Annotated in this window: 1 rRNA gene (running past one end of the window); it reads left to right on the forward strand. The window is 47.7% G+C overall.

Annotated elements, in window-relative coordinates:
• Positions 1–91 precede the first annotated feature (91 nt).
• A 23S ribosomal RNA gene (locus tag GQR56_RS21365) occupies positions 92–1,349 on the forward strand; it runs 1,710 nt beyond the window's last position.

Raw genomic sequence — 1,349 nt, forward strand, 5'->3', positions numbered from 1 at the left:
TGAGTTGATTGATTGGTATCTACTTTAGTATTCAATATTGACTTCTGGCGAAGTTAAACTGTCACAAAACAAAGACCCGTTTGGGTTGTATGGTTAAGTGACTAAGCGTACACGGTGGATGCCTTGGCAGTTGGAGGCGATGAAGGACGTATTAACTTGCGATAAGCCTAGTCAAGCTAGTAAAAAGCACTTGAGACTAGGATTTCCGAATGGGGAAACCCACCTGCTTGCAGGTATCGTTAACTGAATACATAGGTTAACGAAGCGAACGCGGAGAACTGAAACATCTAAGTACCCGTAGGAAAAGAAATCAACCGAGATTCCGAAAGTAGCGGCGAGCGAAATCGGAACAGCCCTTAAGCTTATTATGTGTTAATGGAAGGCTCTGGAAAGTGCCACGATACAGGGTGATAGTCCCGTACATGAAAAGACATTTTAAGTGAAATCGAGTAGGTCGGAGCACGTGAAACTTTGACTGAATATAGGTGGACCATCATCTAAGGCTAAATACTCCCAACTGACCGATAGTGAACCAGTACCGTGAGGGAAAGGCGAAAAGAACCCCTGTGAGGGGAGTGAAATAGAACCTGAAACCGTGTACGTACAAGCAGTAGGAGCCCACTTGTTGGGTGACTGCGTACCTTTTGTATAATGGGTCAGCGACTTATATTTTGTAGCGAGGTTAACCGAATAGGGTAGCCGTAGGGAAACCGAGTCTTAACTGGGCGAATAGTTGCAAGGTATAGACCCGAAACCCGGTGATCTAGCCATGGGCAGGTTGAAGGTTGAGTAACATCAACTGGAGGACCGAACCCACTAACGTTGAAAAGTTAGGGGATGACCTGTGGCTAGGAGTGAAAGGCTAATCAAACCGGGAGATAGCTGGTTCTCCCCGAAATCTATTTAGGTAGAGCCTCGGACGAATACTTACGGGGGTAGAGCACTGTTAAGGCTAGGGGGTCATCCCGACTTACCAACCCTTTGCAAACTCCGAATACCGTAAAGTAATATCCGGGAGACACACGGCGGGTGCTAACGTCCGTCGTGAAGAGGGAAACAACCCAGACCGCCAGCTAAGGTCCCAAAGTCATAGTTAAGTGGGAAACGATGTGGAAAGGCCCAGACAGCCAGGAGGTTGGCTTAGAAGCAGCCATCCTTTAAAGAAAGCGTAATAGCTCACTGGTCGAGTCGGTCTGCGCGGAAGATGTAACGGGGCTAAACTATGCACCGAAGCTGCGGATTCAGAATTTATTCTGAGTGGTAGGGGAGCGTTCTGTAAGCCGTTGAAGGTGTACCGGGAGGTATGCTGGAGGTATCAGAAGTGCGAATGCTGACATGAGTAACGATAA

It is taken from the genome of Pseudoalteromonas sp. Z9A5 (assembly GCF_011378875.1).
GTDB lineage: Bacteria > Pseudomonadota > Gammaproteobacteria > Enterobacterales > Alteromonadaceae > Pseudoalteromonas.